Below are 17,492 nucleotides of genomic sequence, written 5' to 3' on the forward strand. Positions count from 1 at the left end.
GCACTTCATCTGCCAGGCTCTGCCACGCTCTCTCTGACCCGCAAACCACACCTTTCCCACCTTGACCTACTCCCCGTTGATTAACACACCGCGATGTCAGTAATGTCTTCATAAGTCACATGAGGACTCCCCCATGAAGAAGCGTTTTTACGACGAACAGATCATCAGTATTCTCCGCGAGGCTGAAGCCGGGGTTTCTGCGCGTGGACTCTGCCGTAAGCACGCCATTGCCGACGCCACCTTTTACACCTTGCGTAAGAAGTATGGCGGTATGGAGGTGCCCGGGGTTAAGCGCCTGAAATCGCCTGAGGAAGAGAACGCCAGACTCAGGAAGCTGCTTGCCGAAGCCATGCTGGACAGGGAGGCACTTCAGGTAGCTCCGGGGCGAAAGTACTGACGACAGACCAGAAGCGGGAAGCCGTTGAGTTTATGTGTGATGCGACCGGTCTGTCACAACGTCGTGCCTGCATACTTACAGGTTTGTCTCTGTCGACCTGCCGCTATGAGGCTCAGCGCCCGTCGGCTGATGCGCATTTATCAGAGCGCATCACTGAGCTGGCACTGGAGCGCAGGTGTTTTGGCTACCGCCGCATCTGGCAGTTACTGCGCCGTGAAGGCCTTCATGTTAATCACAAGCGCGTGTACCGCCTTTATCATCTGAGAGGGCTGGGCGTAAAACGCAGACGGCGTTGTAAAGGGCTGGCAACAGAACGTCTGCCGCTGCTCCGCCCGGCGGCGCCCAACCTGGCCTGGTCGATGGATTTGTCATGGACGCGCTCGCCACCGGTCGCAGGATCAAGTGCCTGACCTGTGTGGACGACTTTACGGAGGAATGCCTGACGGTCACTGTTGCCTTTATGATTTCAGGCGTGCAGGTGACACACATTCTGGACAGCATTGCGCTGTTTCGAGGCTATCCGGCGACGATAAGAACTGACCAGGGGCCGGAGTTCACCTGCCGCGCACTGGATCAATGGGCTTTTGAGCATGGTGTTGAGTTGCGCTCAATCCAGCCGGGCAGGCCAACGCAGAACGGATTTATTGAGAGCTTTAACGGACGATTTCGCGATGAATGTCTGAATGAGCACTGGTTCAGCGATATTGTTCACGCCAGGAAAGTCATTAATGACTGGCGGCAGGATTATAACGAGTGTCGTCCACATTCAGCACTGAATTATCAGACGCCATCAGAGTTTGCAGCACGGTGGCGGAATGGAAAATGTGAAGGTAAACAAATCGACATTACTAACTGATGGTTGTATCTAATACTGGGGGCAGGTCATTCCGGTCAATTATTATGGCTTTAATCTTTACTTGAGTCTGTATGCCTTTTTTTGGTTTTAGTTAATATGTCCCATTTCAGGCAATATGATTGATTTTATTGTTCTTATTCGATATTCGATATTTGAAAGGTGAAACGATTGTTAGGTGAGCCAAAACGCATGACAACGCTCTTCAGACAGTTTCTTCTTTGCACTATGCATATGTTTACTCTGGAAAGCTCTTCGCTTGTCTGAGCACTAATGTCCATTTTGGAGCCTATTCGCCTCAGCCCTCAACTAGCACCAGTCAAAGCTCCCTCCATAAATTGTTAAATCCGGGTTCCCTGACTACCCTTGCTGTTGTTTTTCAGAAGCGGGCCAGTACGTCCGCCAGATTAGCCGCTGCAGTTTTCGGCCATTCATCGCAGGCGATCATCAGTCGGCCGCATTTCACCAGGCAGGGACATCATGACAGAACACCGCTTTACCGAGACATACCGCGCTGAAGAAGGGGAGATCGATCCCTGTATCTCCGTGCAGGGCGCGCGCACCCATAACCTTAAAGAGGTGTCGCTGCGTTTTCCCCGTAACGCCATGGTGGTGTTCACCGGGGTTTCCGGCTCCGGTAAATCGTCCCTCGCCTTTGATACGATCTATGCGGAAGCGCAGCGCCGGTTTATCGAGTCGGTTTCACCTCACGCCCGCCGTCTGATCGATCAGGCTGCGGCGCCGGATGTCGATAACATTGACGGACTTCCGCCTGCGGTGGCCCTGCAGCAGAGCCGGGCGGGCGCGCAGGAGCGATCGACGGTCGGCAGCCTCACCCGGATCGCCGTCACGCTGCGTCTGCTCTATTCCCGTGCGGGCACCAGACCGGACGGTGTTCCTTTTATGACGGCCGACTATTTTTCACCGAACAACCCAAAGGGTGCCTGTCCCCACTGCCAGGGGCTGGGAAAGGTTCACACTGTCAGAACTGAGGCGCTGGTGCCGGATAGCTCACTGAGCATCCGGCAGGGGGCTATCGCCGCCTGGCCCAGGGGCTGGCACAACAAGAATCTGCGCAGCATCCTTGATACCCTCGGCTACGACATCGATGCGCCGTGGCACACTCTGTCTGAGCGTGACCGGCAGTGGATACTGCTGACTGAGGAGCAGCCGTCGGTGCCCATCTACGAAGGTCTCAACGCTAAGCAGCGCGAAAAGGCGATAGCGGCAGGCGAGGAACCGGGATACACCGGCACTTACACCAGCGCCGCAAAAATCGTGTTGCAGAGCTATTCGGGCGGCAGCGAATCGGTCAGAAAACGGCTGGCGCGCTTTGTGACGGTCACGCCCTGTTCTGAGTGCCACGGTAAACGACTCACCCGCGATGCGCTCTCCGTGACGTTTGCCGGGTATGACATCGCCAGTCTAAGCGAGCTGACAGTTTCCGCGCTGGCGGAACGCTTTCGTCCCCATGCCCGTGGCGAATCTCCCGATCTGCCAGAAGAGCCGGCGCTGCGTGAGGCGGTCATCCGGATGGCGGCAGACATCTGTATGCGGCTTGAGCAGCTTGACGCGCTGGGCCTGGGACATCTCGCGCCGGGGCGTCGCACCACGCTGCTCTCCTCCGGCGAGCTACAGCGCGTCCGTCTGGCAACCCAGATGATTTCGCGCCTGTTTGGCGTGCTCTACGTGCTGGATGAGCCGTCCGCCGGGCTGCATCCTGAAGATGTGAAAGCGCTGCTTGCCTCACTGAAAAGGCTGGTTCGCGCAGGCAACTCGCTGATAGTCGTGGAACATAACACTGACCTCATCGCGGAAGCGGACTGGCTGGTAGAGATCGGGCCTGGTCCGGGCGGTTACGGCGGGGCGATCGTCTACAACGGCGCCCCGGCGGGGGTCAAAGAGGTCGAATCGCCCACCTCAGGCTATCTCTTCTCCCGACGCTACACCGGACTGCGCCAGCGTCAGTCGCCGGATGACTGGCTCAGGCTGGAAGCGATCGACTGCAACAATATTGCCGGGATGGATATCGCCCTTCCGCTGGCGAGAATGACGGCCATCACCGGGGTGTCAGGCTCAGGGAAATCGACGCTGCTGAATCGCGTGCTGCCTGAAATGCTCGGTCATGCGGATAAAGAGTCCGACAGCGAGGAGGGGGAGGACGAGGATCTGGTGCCCGACGTGAAGGGACGCGTGGTCAGCGGAAGCGACGCATTCGGCCGACTCATCAGAATCGATCAGCGGCCTATCGGACGGACGCCGCGCTCCAACCTGGCCACCTATACCGGCTTTTTCGACATCATTCGCCGATTGTTTGCCGATACCCCCGAAGCGAAGGCAAGAGGCTTCGACGCCGGGCGGTTCTCATTCAATCTGCCTGCCGGGCGCTGTCCTGCGTGTGAGGGGCAGGGGCAGATCTCCATTGAGCTGCTGTTCATGCCCAGCGCCACGGCCACCTGCTCCGTCTGCGCGGGCAGCCGCTACAACCCCGGGACGCTGGAGGTAAGGTGGAACAACCTGACGATTGCGGATGTGCTCGATCTTACGGTGGACGAGGCAACAGCGGTCTTTAGCGGCAACGAAGGGATTCAGCGTTCGCTGTCGGCACTGACGGCGCTGGGGCTGGGATACCTCCGGCTGGGGCAGCCCGCCACAGAACTTTCCGGCGGAGAGTGTCAGCGTATCAAGCTCGCCTGGGAACTGCAGCGGGTCCAGCGCACCGCCACGCTCTATCTGCTCGATGAACCTTCGACCGGATTGCATCCGGCGGATATGGATAAGCTGCTGCGGGTGCTGGATGAGCTGGTTAAACGCGGCCACACGGTCATCATGGCAGAACATAATATGCGAATTGTGGCGGAGTCGGACTGGGTGATCGATCTGGGGCCGGGTTCGGGCGATAAGGGGGGCCGGATTGTTTCATCCGGCTCACCGGATGCGGTCAGTCAGTCATCAGAGAGTCTGACCGCTCCGTGGCTGTCAGCCCAGCTGCAAAAGCGAGCGGGCGATCCGGATTAATCGGGCCGGGCACTCTGGCTGAACCGCGGCGCATTAACCTGCAGGGCCTCCAGCTCACGTGCGTCGTGACTGCAGAAAAAGGTGATTTCGCTGCCGCGCTGACAGGAGAGCTCCCGCAGGCGTTGCTGGTTGTGTCGTCTGGCGCTGTTATCCATCGCCATCATCCACTGGTAAAAACGCAGCCCAGGCGTGCAGTGGCGCGTCTGCTGGCGCATTTCGCCCCGATAGAACCACGCATCGCCGCCGTGCAGCAGCCAGCCGTCAGGCTGCTGAATGGCGATGCCCGCGTGACCCGGCGTGTGGCCCGCCAGCGGAACCAGCAGAATCTCTGGCGGTAAATCCCGCAGGCGATTTACCGCCTCAAAACCAAACCACGTTTCGCCCTGCGGCTGATAGGTCTCCCAGTGGCTGATCCCACCCCATTGTCCGGGACGGTAACGCTCCCGCGACAGCCAGCTATGACGCTGATGGGCCGTGTCCACCTCCTGCTGTAGCAGGTGGATGCGCGCCTGCGGAAAATCGGTCAGTCCGCCCGCATGATCAAAATCGAGGTGGGTCAGAATAATATGCCGCACATCCTCAGCCCGGAAGCCCAGCGTCCTGACCTGTGACAGGGCGGTCAGTTCGTCGCGACGCTGAATATTGTTCAGCGCGCGGAAAAAGCCGGACAGGCGGCTGCCCGGCGCGTGGATATCCTGGCGGCCAAAGCCGGTGTCGACCAGCACCAGACCGTCGTGGTCCGTCTCAATCAGCAGGCAGTGACAGACCAGATGCGCTTTGATGCCTTTGCTGAATCCATCATAAAATGCTCCGCCCAGTGGGCACATGCAGCCACAGTTCAGGTGGTGAATTTTCATCGGGCCTCCATCGCAATCATCGGCAGAATGGCTGAGGTGCTTCGGCTCGTCTCCGGCACGCAGCAGATCAGCCTGGCTTTAGAGTGTAGAGAGGGTTGTAACAGTAGGCGGAGCGGTGAAGCGGATAACCGGGCAAAATTGCCGGTTATCCGCCAGAAAGCAGAGTTAACGATGGAAGAACGGGAAAGCGCCGGTGATCAGACCGCCCGCCATCAGCACCAGACTGACCAGAATCCCCCATTTAATCGCAAAGCGCTGGTGGTCGCCGATATCGACTTTTGCCAGCCCCACCAGCAGATAGACTGACGGCACCAGCGGACTCAGCAGATGGAAAGGCTGACCGACGATAGAGGCGCGGGCGATCTCCTCTGCGGTAATGCCGTAGCTGGCCGCCGTCTGCGCGATAACCGGCAGGATGCCGAAGTAAAAGGCATCATTCGACATAAAGAAGGTGAACGGCAGACTGACCAGTGCGGTGAAGACGGCCAGATAAGGTCCGAAGCTGTGCGGGATCACCGCCAGCAGGCTCTTCGCCATGGCATCCACCATGCCGGTGCCGGAGAGAATACCGGTGAAGATACCGGCGGCAAAAATCAGCGCGGTCACAGCCAGCACGTTACCGGCATGAGAGCTGATGCGCGCTTTCTGCTCCTCCAGGCTTGGATAGTTGAGCATCACGGCAATCGCAAACGCCAGCATAAACAGGATCTGAATCGGCATTAACCCGACCACCAGCAGCACCAGCAGCACGGTGGTCAGGATGAAGTTGGGCCAGAACATCTTCGGACGGCGGTTGGCGGCGCACTCATCGGCATCGCCCAGCCCCAGCTCAATGTTGTCGAGATGGTGATCTTTCAGCGTCATGACGCCTAAACGCTTGCGCTCACGCAGGCCAAACAGCATGGCCATCGCGACCAGGCTGACGCAGGCCAGCAGCATGGCGGGCAGCATCGGGATAAAGATGTCGAGGGCGTCAATGCGCAGGGCAGCGGCGGCGCGGGCGGTCGGGCCACCCCAGGGCGAGAGGTTCATGATGCCGCTGGCGAGGTTGACCAGACAGGTCATCATCAGCACGTTCATACCCAGCCGGTGATAGAGGGGCAGGAAAGCCGCGATGGCGATCATGTAGGTGGTGGAGCTGTCACCATCCAGTGAAACCAGCAGCGTCAGCACGGCGGTGCCGACCAGCACTTTAAGCGGATCGCCGCGCACCAGCCGGAGAATAAAACGGACCAGCGGGTCAAACAGGCCGGCGTCGATCATCAGACCAAAATAGAGAATCGAGAAGGTCAGCATGACACCGGTGGGGGCCAGCTTTTTGACGCCATCCAGCATCATTTCGCCCAGTCCCGCATAAAAACCGCCAATCAGCGCAAAAATGGTTGGTATCAGGATCAGCGCAATTAAGGCTGACATGCGTTTGGTCATGATGAGATACATGAAGCAAACAACCATGGAAAAACCCAGTATCGTCAGCAAAATAACAGCCCTCACAATGGCGTAAAAGTAATGAAAAGGTGGCGTTCAGTCAGGAAAATTCAGGAAATTGCTTAGCGTGGTAACGATTAACCTGTTGTTTTAATTAACCCTGATCGGAAAGATGATATTAAATTGTTATCAGGTTTTAGCATTTCTTTAACAGGGAAGGGTGATCGGGATCATCTTTAAACGAATGTTAAACGAGATTGTGTGACTGAGATCAAACGATAGGGGGGCGTAAGAGGGAATTGCGGGCCAGACGGGGGCTGATGCAGCGGCGAAAATCCGTCAAGGGGAAGCGGCTGAGCGCGAGCGCTCAGCCTAATGGGCTTTAATTATTCAGCAACTGGATAATCGTCTCAGGCGTTTTGTTGGCCATTTTGCTGACGGCGGTCTGTCCCTGCTGAATAATCTGGCTGCGTGCCAGCTGGCTCGCTTCTTCCGCGTAGTCAGCATCCTGAATACGGCTGCGGGCGGTGGCGGTATCCACACCCTGCTGCGACAGCACATTCCGGTTCGACTCGTAGCGGTTAATCTTCGCGCCATAGAGCGACTGATAACTGCTGATCTTCTCCAGGGCTGAATCCAGCGCCTTCATGGTGACGGAGATGTCACCGCTGGTCAGCAGCGTGGTGTTATTCAGCTTCAGCGTTTTGGTGTCCGAGGGCGTGGCCGGAATCGAGTCCGACTGCACCGGCTGACCATAATCCGCACTGGTAATCACCTCCATCGGCTGACTCTTATGCGGCGGTATGGCGGGCATCCCTTTCGGCTCAGGCAGGATCCCCCAGGTCAGATTGCTGGTGAAAGATCCGTTGCCGACCACCACTACAATCAGATCTTCGCTGACGGTATCCAGCGTGATGCGCTCCAGCCGGTTGCCGGTAATGGTGCCGTTGTTGAAATCGCCGCTGGTGGCATCTTCATAGCGATCGCCGTCACCACTGTAGGTGATGTTCATGCCGTTGTAGCTGCCGCTGTTACTGCCCGCCAGCGCCCAGCTCGATCCCCCTTCCAGCAGGGAGGAGCTGTCATAGGCCGCGTTGCTGTCAAAGCCGTTACTGCTGGTCAGCAGGCGCGATTTTGCGGTCGCCGCATCGGTTATCCCCTTGCTGGTCCAGGTGTAGTCGGGCGCGCTGCCTTCCAGCGGCGTGCCGACCAGATGCTTACCGTCGCGGGTAAACAGCTGAAGGTCATCATCCTGACCCAGCGAGTCGATGGTGATGGTAATCGACGTCGCGCCTGCCGGAATATAGGCCAGCGGGATCACCCCGGAGCTGAAGGAGTAATTCCTGCCCGAAACCGGAAATTTGGTGTTGATGGGATCAACGTTGCCCAGCTTCGCGGGCGGAAGATCGGGATTATCGGTCGCCAGCGGATAGCGGCCAAAAATCTCAGTGTGATCGGCCACTTCATCAATACCGGCCAGAATCTGCTGATACTGGTCGTTAACGCTCTGCCGATCCGCATCAGAGAGCGTGCCGTTTGCCGCCTGCACGGAGAGCGTGCGGGCCTGAATCAGCAGATTGGCGATGGTGCCCAAACCGCCGCCTGCCGTCTGGGAGTAGCTGATCGCATCATTGAGGCCGCGCGCAACAACCGCATCGGCATTCACATTGGCCGTCATGCGGTTGGCAATGGCCTGGCCCGCCGCGTCATCTTTAGCACTGTTAATCCGCATCCCTGATGAAAGTCGTTCAACCGTTCGTCCCAGAACAGAGTCAGTGCCGTACCGCGTTTTGTTCGCTATCGCGGCGGTGTCGTTATGGTTGATTGTTAACATGGTCGCTTCGAACAGGGAGAGGAGTCTTTGATTTATCGGCAGGGTGATAAGCAGCTTTAACCTCTGCAGTGACAAAAAACCAGCAGGGGCGCGGCCAGGCGGGCAACCTGCTGATGGTTAACCGCTTTTCAGATAAAAAATATTTAAGGGTGAAGCCGGGCAGGAAAAACAGCTGCTGCGCGCTGGCGCAGCAGGCAGGGGGATCAGTTAAAGACCATGCCGCCGTCGATCAGCAGGGACTGGCCGGTCATGTAGTCGGAGTCGGGGCTGGCAAGGTAGGCCACACAGGCCGCCACATCTTCCGGCTCAGAGAGACGTCCCAGCGTAATACGTCTGGCGAACGCTTCCGTGCCGTAACCGGCGGGTTTTCCGGCCGCTTCCGATATCTGCCGATCGATCGCTTCCCACATTGGCGTCCTGACGATGCCGGGACAGAAGGCGTTGACCGTAATGCCGGCCGCGGCCAGGTCGCGCGCGGCGGTTTGTGTCAGGCCCCGCACGGCAAATTTACTGGAGCTGTAGACGGCCAGCTCCGGGTTGCCGACGTGTCCGGCCTGAGAGCAGGCGTTGATAATTTTGCCGCCGTGCCCTTCAGCCGCAAAAGCCTTTATCGCCGCCTGCATACCCCAGATCACGCCTTTGACGTTGACGTTGTAAACCTTGTCGACCACCTCTTCGGTAATCTCCGCAATCGGCGTCGAGGGGGCAATACCGGCGTTGTTGACGATGACGTCGAAGCCCCCCAGCGCACGACGCGCCTCCTCAACTGCCGCCATCACCTGATCGCGCTGCGACACATCTACTTTCAGCGCGATCGCTTTACCGCCCTGCTGAGTAATCTTCTCCGCCACCTGACGGGCGGTGTCCTGATTAAAGTCCGCCACCGCGACCGCCAGTCCATCTTTCGCCAGACGCAGGGCAATCGCTTCACCAATGCCCTGGCCTGCGCCGGTTACAAATGCCACTCTGTTTTTCATCGTGATTTCCTTTTTGCATGAAATTAAAGAAGCTGGCTCAGATGCAGCTGGCCCATCAGCAGCGGGTTATCGGCGTAATCCACCGGGACAGCCACTACCGCAGGTCCCTGAACATCCATCGCTTTACGCAGCGTCGGCTCCAGTTCTGCCGCGCTGGTCACCGCAAAGCCTGCTGCGCCAAACGCTTCGGCATAGGCTTTGAAATCGACCGGGCCAAAGTTAACGCCCGAGACGCGGTGATATTTTTTCTCTTCCTGCATCGCCACCATGTTGTAGGCGTTGTCGACCCAGACGATGTGCAGAATGTTGGCTTTCAGCCGGACGGCGGTCTCCAGCTCCATGCTGGACTGCAGGAAGCCACCATCGCCCGAGACCGAAACGACTTTGCGCTGCGGGTCGACCAGCCAGGCCCCGATTGCCCACGGCAGGGCGACGCCCATGGTCTGCTGACCGTTGGAGATCATGATCTGGCGGGCGCGGAAGCTGTAGAGATAGCGGGCGATCCAGATGTGGAAGCTGCCCATGTCCACCGTGAGGCTGACGTCGCTGTTAATGATGTCCTGCATGGCACGCACGATGCGCAGCGGATGCAGGGCAAACTGATTGAGGCTGGCACCCTGCATCGCCAGCAGTTTCCGCTGCTGCTGACGGTCATCGAGGATGGTGGCGGCTTCCGGCGTCAGCTGCAGCGGCGCGGTGATGCGCGCCGCCAGTTTACGCAGCGTGGCGGCGATATCGCCCACCAGCTCGGCGTCCGGCAGGTAGCGGTTGTCGGTCTCTGCGGGGATCACGTCGATGTGAATCAGCGTGGCGTTGCCGCTGTTCCACATGGCCGGTTCATACTCCACCGGGCTGTAACCGATGGTGATGATCAGATCAGCCTGTTGCAGCAGCCGATCGCCCGCCTGGTTGTTAAATAATCCGACGCGTCCGGCAAAGCGTGAAAAGTGCTCCTGGCGGATGGCACCGGCGGCCTGATAGGTACTGGTGACCGGGATGTGACTGCGGCTCAGCAGATCGTGGATCGCCTCGCTGTTCTCGGGCTGACTCGCCATCAGTCCCAGCAGGATGACCGGATTTTTAGCCCCGGCGATAGCCTGGCTCACGGCATCGATCATCGCGTCCGGTGCTGCGCCCAGGACGGGACGGGCTTTGCTGCTCAGTGCTTTGCCGGTAACAGGCTGGTCGACAATATCCTGCGGCAGGCTGACAAACGCGCCGCCGCCCCGGCCATGTTCGGCATGACGAAACGCATTCGACAGGCACTCGGAGAGCGCGGAGGGATCGGTGACCTCAACTGCATATTTGGTGATCGGGCGGAACATCGAGACGGTATCCATGCTCTGGTGCACCTGTTTGGCGCTGTCGGAGCGTTTTACCTGGCCGCCGAGGGCGACCACCGGGTCCCCTTCGCTGGTGGCGGTAGCCATGCCGGTGATCAGGTTAGAACAGCCCGGTCCGGAGGTGACCAGCGCCACTCCCGCATTGCCGGTAAGGCGGCCTACGGCTGCTGCCATGAACGCTGCGTTCGCCTCGTGGCGAACCGGAATCGTCTGGATGGAGGAGTCCAGCAGGGAGTCAAAAACCTTATCAATCTTGGCGCCGGGAATACCAAAGACGTGGCGGACGCCCTGCGCCTCAAGCTGCGCGACCACCAGGTCAGCGCCACAGGTCCAGAGCGTGGTATCGGTTGGAGTTTTCATCGTCATTCCTCTGATTAGCTTTCGACCGCACGGATGGCAGCGTCAAGATTGGCGGGGTTCAGGTCGGCATTGAGAAAGTCACTGTCCTGCGGCAAGTCCACGACCAGTTTGCTGATGGCACCGAAGGTCAGGGTTCCCTGTTCCAGCGCATAATCCAGAATGTGTCCACCGCCTTCGCGATCGTCGGTAATAAAATGTTCGTGATAGCCCGCGACGTTAATCCCCTGCATGTACTGGGGTGTGCGGAAGCCGATCAGTTCCCCCGCACGCTGGCGGAACGCAAAGGTCGGCTGATCGCCCAGCACTTCCGGCATGGAGCGATAGGGGCGACACTGGCACGGCACGGTGCGGGTCTCGACCCGGCTGAAACGGCCACTGATCCGCAGCGCGCAGAACTGGTTGTCGGAGGTGATTTCGCTGTCGATCACCTGATGGATGGCCTCACGCGACATCGGCCGGTCAAACTCAAACAGATATTGCGGTTTGAAAAAGGTCATGACAGCAAACGGGGTTTTCTGCGCCGGATCGGCCGGATGGGCGCTGCCATCGGCGTGCAGCTGGTAAACCTGACTGTCAAAGGCGATCAGCTCGCCATCCAGCCGGTTAAAGGTGCCCAGGCCAAAATCGCCTTTGCGCAGAAGATCGGCAATCCGCGTGTTCCCGTCGTAAACGCCGCTCAGTAGCGCACTCATTAAAGAGGTCTGATAGATAACACTTTCTGGTGCATCCTGGGAAAGCGTTAAGACAGTTCGTTTTAGTTGATCCTCACAGGAACAATCAGTTACACAATTGCTCATTTGATGCCTCGTAAGTTAACCGTTAAGCCGTGTTAACCTAAGGGTGAACCGATTCAGTCGTAAGATCCAATAGCGAAACCTGTTAACTTTGAGACGTTTTTGATATGGAACTGCGCCACCTGCGTTATTTTGTTGCCGTTGCCGAGACGCTTCACTTCACCCGCGCCGCCGAAATGCTGGGGATATCGCAGCCTCCGCTGAGTCAGCAGATATTGCGGCTGGAGCAGGAGATTGGCACACCCCTGCTGAAGCGGCTGACGCGCGGGGTGGAACTCACCGAGGCCGGCGAGGCTTTTCTGGCGGATGCCGTGCAGATTGTGCAACTTGCCGACCAGGCGCTGGAGAATGCGCGCGGGATCGCCCGTGGGATCAGCGGCCAGTTGTCACTGGGATTTGCCAGCTCGGTTGCCTTTAATCCTCATATCTTTACCCTGATCCGCCGCTTTACCGGGCGTTATCCGGCGATGGAGCTGCTGACGCGCGAAGAGAACATGTCCCTGCTGATGCAGGATTTGCAGGAGGGATTGCTGGATGCCGCCTTTATCCGGCTGCCGTGCGAAAGCAGTAAGGCCTTTAATCTGCGCGTCATCTCCACCGAAAAGATGCTGATTGCGCTGCCGCGCTGCCACCCTCTCAGCGGCACACCCGTCCTGCCCTTATCGGCCCTGGCCAGTGAAACCCTGGTGATTTTCCCGCGTGACGTTTCGCCCAGCCTGTATGAGCTGATTGTCACCGCCTGTCTGCGGGCGGGGTTTTCGCGCCACACCTTCCAGCAGGCGCCGCAGATCACCACGTCACTCGGTATGGTGGCGGCAGGGTGCGGGATTGCGCTGGTGCCGGAGTCGATGCGCTGCGTTGATAACCCGGACGTCAGCTTCAGCGATATCGAAAACAACACGCTGTTCACCGACGTGGCGTTTGCCTGGCGGCGGCATCACCCCTCGAAAGCGGTGCTGCACCTGCTGTCGCTGCTGGCGGAACAGTCGGCTTCAGGCGAAGCGGGTTGATAAGCGCCAGCTATTGAACTGAAAACAATAACCAGCTGGCGGGCGGTGGGCGGGATATTAATAATCGGGGCATGACTACATACCGCGTAAGAGTCGGGTTTCACAACCCGTCAGCCCTGACATTCAGGCAACTGGATGAAATTCTGGAGCCGCAGCGATTCTGGAGAACAGATTCGGCGGGTGGCCAGTTCCGCTATTTCATGGAGTATGAGTACCAGTCTGACGTGCGTGACCTCTGTTCGGTCTGTTCGCTGGCCTATACCCAGGCCTGTAAAGTCAGAAAGTGCCCGCTGATTCTGGTGGAGGTGATGAACTGAGCATGTCAGGCGATCCCGCGCGATCGCCTGACACCGTTTCAGCGCGACCGGCGCTGCATCAACAGGCTTAACGCGGCGGGCAGCACGGTGAGCGTCACCAGCGTTCCGCTGACCAGCCCCCCGATAATCGCCAGCGCCATCGGTCCCCAGAAAACCTGATGGGCGATGGGGATCATACCGAGGATCGCGGCGCAGGCGGTCAGCAGGATAGGCCGCGCGCGGTGATGCGCCGCCTGGCGGATGGCCTCACCCGCGGCCAGCCCGGCGCGGGCATTGGCATCCACTTCACTGATCATGATCACCGCATTGCGGATGATGATACCTGCCAGTGCAATAATCCCCAGCAGCGCCACAAAGCCCAGCGGGGTGCCGGTCGGCAGCATGGCGGAAACGATGCCGGGCAGGCCGAAGGGGGCCATGCTCAGCGCGAGCAGCATACCGGAAAAGCGTTGCAGCTGAATCATCAGCAGGACCAGCATGGCGCAGAGCGTCATCGGCAGCAGGGCAAAGACCGAACTGTTGCCCTTGTCCGACTCCGCTACCGTGCCCGCTTCCTCAATCGTGTACCCGGCGGGCAGGGAAGCACGCAGGGCGGCGATAGCCGGTGCCAGCTGTTGAGAGACCGCTTCCGCCCGCTGGCCGGGGGCGATATCTGTCTGCACCGTGATGTAGGGCAGCCGCTGACGCCGCCAGATCACCGGGTCATCCACGCCCCACTTCAGGGTCGCCACCTGGCGCAGCGGGATCTTCTGACCGCTGGCATTGGTGATCATCAAACCCGCCAGCGTCGCCGTATCCTGCCGCTCCGCGTCATTGCCGCGTAACACCACATCAATCAGCCGGTTGCGGTCGCGCAGTGTCGTCACCACGCTGCCGGACATCAGCGTATTCAGGGCACGGGCTATCGTCCCGGAGGAGAGTCCGGCCGCGCGGGCTTCAGTCTGATTGACGGCCAGCGTCATGACGCGCTCCGGTTCTCCGGCGGTCAGATTGACCTCGCGGGTCAGCGGTGAGCGGGCAATCAGCGCCGCCAGCCGGGACGCCGCCAGCCGGACATGACCATAATCCGGTCCGGTAAGGCGGTATTTCAGTGGCCAGCCAACCGGCGGTCCCAGCTCCAGCGGCGAGACCCGTGTCGTGATATCACTGAAGTTCTCAGCGAGCCTGCTCTCCAGCCTGCGCTGCAGCCGGTCGCGCACCGTCAGGTTTCTGGCGACCACCACCAGCTGCGCGATGTTTTCATTCTCCAGCAGCACATCCATCGGCAGATAGAAACGGATGGCGCCCGATCCTGCGTAGCTGCTGAAGCTGGCCACATCGCGGTCATAGCGCAGCACCTCTTCCAGCTGTGCGGTCCGGCGCGTGGTTTCAGCCTGCGTCGCACTGGCGGGAAGCGTGAGGCTGACCAGCAGTTCGGGGCGGTCGGACGCCGGGAAAAATTCACCCTGCATAAACGTGGTGGCGTACAGGCTGACCAGCAGCACCGCCAGCGCCGCGCTCACCGTCACGCCCCGATGACGCAGAATGACTTCCAGCAGCCAGTGATAGCCGCGCATCAGCACGCCCGGTCGCGGGTCGGCATGATTCAGTTTTGCCGACAGCAGCCAGCAGCCGGTAAGCGGAGAGAAGATCACCGCGACGACCCACGAGCAGAGCAGCGCCAGCGCGATGACCACAAACAGCGAGTAGCAGTACTCGCCGGCGCTGGAGGCGGCGAACCCGACCGGAATGAAGCCGGCGATCATGACCAGCGTGCCGGTCAGCATTGGAAAGGCGGTGGTTTTAAACGCCCAGGTAGCGGCCTGCCACTTACTGTCACCCGCTTCCAGCCGGGCCACCATCGCCTCGACGGTGATCATGGCGTCATCCACCAGCAGCCCCAGTGCGATAATCAGCGCACCCAGCGAGATGCGCTGCAGCCCGATACCGGCCAGCAACATACCGGTAAAGGTCATCGCCAGCACCAGCGGGATCGCCGCCGCCACCACCAGTCCGGCGCGCAGCCCCAGCGAGATAAACGACACGGCTAACACAATCACCACGGCTTCGCCCAGGATTCGCATAAAACCGCTGACCGCCGTTTTTACCACCGCAGACTGATCGGCAACGCGGGTCATGGTGATGCCGTGCGGTAACTGACCAGCCAGCGTCTGCATGCGCTGATTCAGCTGCTGACCAAAGTCGAGCAGGTTGCCGCTGGCGGCCATGGAGACGGCCAGCCCGATAGCGGGCACGCCATTGACCCGGAACGTCGGGGCGGGCGGTTCGGCGGGTTGCAGGCTGATCGTCGCGAGATCGGTCAGCGGGATAAAGCGATCGCCGATATGCAGCGTCATCGCCTGCAGGCTGTCGACGGAGGTCAGGGTGCCGCTGACCCGCAGCGCAATATTCTCGCGGTCGGTGCGCAGGCTGCCCGCCGGGACGACCTCGTTCTGCGCGTTGATGGCGTCGCTGACCTGCTGCAAATCGAGACCCATGCCATTGAGCTTTTGCGGAGAAAAGGCGATAACCACCTGTTGCTCCTGCACCCCCAGCAGCCGGGTTTTGCCGATGTCGGGCAGGGTCGCCAGAGCGCGTCGCAGGTTATCGACACGGTCGCGCAGCTCACGGGCGCTAAAGCCCTCAGCCGTGAACCCATAAATCGTGCCGAAGGTGTCATCAAACTCGTCGTTCACCGCCGGACCCTGCACGCCCTGCGGCAGAGAGGAGCTCACATCCTGCATCTTTTTGCGCAGCTGATACCAGATGCCCGCGACCTGAGATGGCGGCGTATCGTCACGCAGATTGACATAAATGACCGTCTGCCCGGCGCGGGTTTCACTCTCCACCGTATCGAGAGAGGGGAGTTCCTGCACCTTCTGCTCCAGCACGTCTGTCACCAGCTGCACCATGGTATTAACGTCGGCGCCCGGCCATTGGGCAGAGACCACCGCGGTTTTGATGGTAAACGCCGGATCTTCATTACGTGACAGATGTTCATAGCTCATCACGCCCGCGGCCATCACCAGCAGCATGAAAAAGACCACCAGCTGCTGATGCGCCAGCGCCCAGCCAGAGAGGTTAAAGCCAGCCGGTTTTTTCATGGTTCCTCCTGCGCAGGCAACACTTTTTCGCCAGGCTGCAGGGTGGCGACACCGGCGGTAACGATGCGCTCGCCCGGCTGAATACCGGATGCGACGAAGATTTGCTGAGCGTCAAAGCGGGCCAGCACCACCGGGCGAAGCTGCAGACGGGAAGCCGCATCCACAACCAGCAGTGCCGGCTGGTCGGCTAAGCGCGTCAGGGCGCTGGCGGGCAGGGCGATGACCGGCGGTTGCGAGTCGGGCAGGGTAACCATCACGGTGGCACCGGGCGCCATCGCCTCGGGCGGCTGATTCAGCGTGACACGGAGCCGCCAGGTGCGGGTCTGCGGGTCAGCCTGCGGACTGATGTCACGGACCGTGCCGCTGGCCTCGATGCCGGAGTCGGCAAGCAGCGTCACCTTCAGCGGTGTGCGATCAGCGATCTGCAGCCGCTCGGTGGTGGTCAGATCAAACACCGCATCGCGAGCATCCCCCGCGGCCAGCGTCATTACGCTTTGTCCGGCGCTGACCACCTGACCCGGCTGAACCGTGATAGCGGTGATCCGGCCCGCAGCAGGGGCCGTCAGCCGGGTCCAGCTGAGGCTATCCTGAGCATTTTTCAGCGCCGCTTCGCTACTGAGGCGGCGGGACTGCGCGCTCTGCCAGTCCGCCTGGGCACTGTCCAGCTGGCTGCGGGCGATAGCACCGCCGGGCATCAGCAACCGCATCCGATGCAGATTCAGCGCGGCGACCCGCTCCGCCGCCCGGGCGCTGTCGAGATCGGCCCGGGCGCTGCTCAGCTGGTTACGCGTCTGATCGTTTTCCAGCGCCGCCAGCGGTTGCCCGGCACTGACCCGATCGCCCAGCTCGGCCATGCGGCTGACGACCCGCCCGTCGAGCCGGAAGGCCAGGGTGACTTCGTCATGCGCCCGGATTTCACCGGTCAGCCGCAGAGAGGCCGCACCGCCGGGCGGCGGCGCGGTCACGGCTTTTACCGGGCGGGGCGGAGCTGGCGGCGGGGCCGCACTGTTATCGCGGCAGCCGGTCATAATCAGCACCCCGGACAACACAAAGACGAACGGCACCACGAGGTGAACAGAGAAGAGGTGACGCCAGATCTGGCGGGCAGCATCAGATAAGAAGTCTGTCATAGCCGGGTTCCTGTAATGAGTTGTGCTCATTGAACCCGGCCCGTGTCCAGAAACGTTCCATGAACCATCAAGAAATGGTCAAGTCAGAACA

The 17,492-nt window shown here is 60.0% G+C and carries 11 protein-coding genes and 1 pseudogene; 4 read left to right on the forward strand and 8 right to left on the reverse strand.

From position 1 onward, the window contains the following. Positions 1-133: 133 nt before the first annotated feature. Positions 134-1,253, forward strand: a pseudogene (locus AC6I7A_RS21775) (IS3 family transposase). A gap of 477 nt (positions 1,254-1,730) precedes the next feature. Further along, entirely contained in the window at positions 1,731-4,268 is a 2,538-nt protein-coding gene (locus tag AC6I7A_RS21780; protein WP_058957550.1) for an excinuclease ABC subunit UvrA, read from the forward strand. Here AC6I7A_RS21780 and AC6I7A_RS21785 read toward each other — a convergent pair. The 6 genes from AC6I7A_RS21785 to budA form a co-directional block, all read right to left on the reverse strand. Continuing rightward, complete coding sequence (locus tag AC6I7A_RS21785; RefSeq protein ID WP_058957549.1) at positions 4,265-5,125, reverse strand: MBL fold metallo-hydrolase; 861 nt, start codon at positions 5,123-5,125, stop codon at positions 4,265-4,267. The genes AC6I7A_RS21780 and AC6I7A_RS21785 overlap by 4 nt on opposite strands. Before the next feature lie 165 nt (positions 5,126-5,290). Next, the gene (locus AC6I7A_RS21790; protein ID WP_058957548.1) at positions 5,291-6,604 is read right to left on the reverse strand and encodes a CitMHS family transporter; all 1,314 of its coding nucleotides are present in this window, start codon (positions 6,602-6,604) and stop codon (positions 5,291-5,293) included. Positions 6,605-6,935: 331 nt separating this feature from the next. Then, positions 6,936-8,387, reverse strand: coding sequence for a flagellin N-terminal helical domain-containing protein (locus AC6I7A_RS21795; RefSeq protein ID WP_072215494.1), 1,452 nt, complete (start codon positions 8,385-8,387; stop codon positions 6,936-6,938). Positions 8,388-8,590: 203 nt separating this feature from the next. Next, positions 8,591-9,364, reverse strand: a complete 774-nt coding sequence (locus AC6I7A_RS21800; RefSeq protein ID WP_058957546.1) for a (S)-acetoin forming diacetyl reductase — start codon at positions 9,362-9,364, stop codon at positions 8,591-8,593. A 23-nt stretch (positions 9,365-9,387) separates the two neighbouring features. After that, complete coding sequence (alsS, locus tag AC6I7A_RS21805; RefSeq protein ID WP_009093213.1) at positions 9,388-11,067, reverse strand: acetolactate synthase AlsS; 1,680 nt, start codon at positions 11,065-11,067, stop codon at positions 9,388-9,390. A 14-nt stretch (positions 11,068-11,081) separates the two neighbouring features. Further along, positions 11,082-11,864, reverse strand: coding sequence for an acetolactate decarboxylase (gene budA, locus AC6I7A_RS21810; RefSeq protein WP_009093211.1), 783 nt, complete (start codon positions 11,862-11,864; stop codon positions 11,082-11,084). 104 nt (positions 11,865-11,968) lie between these two features. Here budA and AC6I7A_RS21815 point away from each other — a divergent pair, with 104 nt between their 5' ends. Continuing rightward, on the forward strand, positions 11,969-12,871 hold the full coding sequence (locus AC6I7A_RS21815; RefSeq protein ID WP_058957545.1) for a LysR family transcriptional regulator: 903 nt from the start codon (positions 11,969-11,971) through the stop codon (positions 12,869-12,871). A gap of 71 nt (positions 12,872-12,942) precedes the next feature. Continuing rightward, entirely contained in the window at positions 12,943-13,188 is a 246-nt protein-coding gene (locus AC6I7A_RS21820) for a hypothetical protein (RefSeq protein ID WP_033736884.1), read from the forward strand. Between the two features lie 38 nt (positions 13,189-13,226). Here the strand turns inward: AC6I7A_RS21820 and AC6I7A_RS21825 are convergent, their stop codons facing one another. Together AC6I7A_RS21825 and AC6I7A_RS21830 are read right to left on the reverse strand one after the other, a co-directional pair. Then, a complete protein-coding gene (locus tag AC6I7A_RS21825; protein ID WP_058957544.1) occupies positions 13,227-16,271 on the reverse strand; it encodes an efflux RND transporter permease subunit in 3,045 nt (1,014 codons plus the stop codon). Beyond that, the gene (locus AC6I7A_RS21830) at positions 16,268-17,401 is read right to left on the reverse strand and encodes an efflux RND transporter periplasmic adaptor subunit (protein WP_058957543.1); all 1,134 of its coding nucleotides are present in this window, start codon (positions 17,399-17,401) and stop codon (positions 16,268-16,270) included. The genes AC6I7A_RS21825 and AC6I7A_RS21830 overlap by 4 nt, the downstream gene beginning before the upstream one ends. Positions 17,402-17,492: the final 91 nt, after the last annotated feature.

The sequence above is a fragment of the Type-F symbiont of Plautia stali genome, from assembly GCF_059731105.1.